This window comes from Paraburkholderia sp. SIMBA_027, assembly GCF_046535315.1.
Lineage (GTDB): Bacteria > Pseudomonadota > Gammaproteobacteria > Burkholderiales > Burkholderiaceae > Paraburkholderia > Paraburkholderia tropica.
This window is the reverse complement of record NZ_JAWRWY010001767.1, coordinates 1-229: the sequence shown is the minus strand read 5'-3', so window position 1 is coordinate 229 and position 229 is coordinate 1. Positions and strand designations below refer to the sequence as shown.

Below are 229 nucleotides of genomic sequence, written 5' to 3'. Positions count from 1 at the left end.
ACTTCGTGATCATCGATCAGCATCGTCTCAATAATGATTTGTGGCACGAACTCGCCATAGGCCCATTCGCGGTTGAAACGGTGGTGCTCCAGAGCCATCCATTCGGCGCTGGGATCGTCATCCATCAGCGTCCTGATGTCATCGGCGCCGCGAAGAAAGGCGCCGCACCCTGATGCGTGGGTCGGCTTCACGACTACGGGAAGTTCGATCTTAGACCAGTCAACGGTGG

1 protein-coding gene is annotated in these 229 nt (G+C 56.8%); it reads right to left on the bottom strand.

Going from position 1 to position 229, the window contains the following annotated elements; all coding sequences use genetic code 11:
• Positions 1 to 191: hypothetical protein (locus tag SB764_RS45230; protein ID WP_410867470.1), on the bottom strand; the 191-nt coding region annotated here is incomplete at its 3' end.
• Positions 192 to 229: the final 38 nt, after the last annotated feature.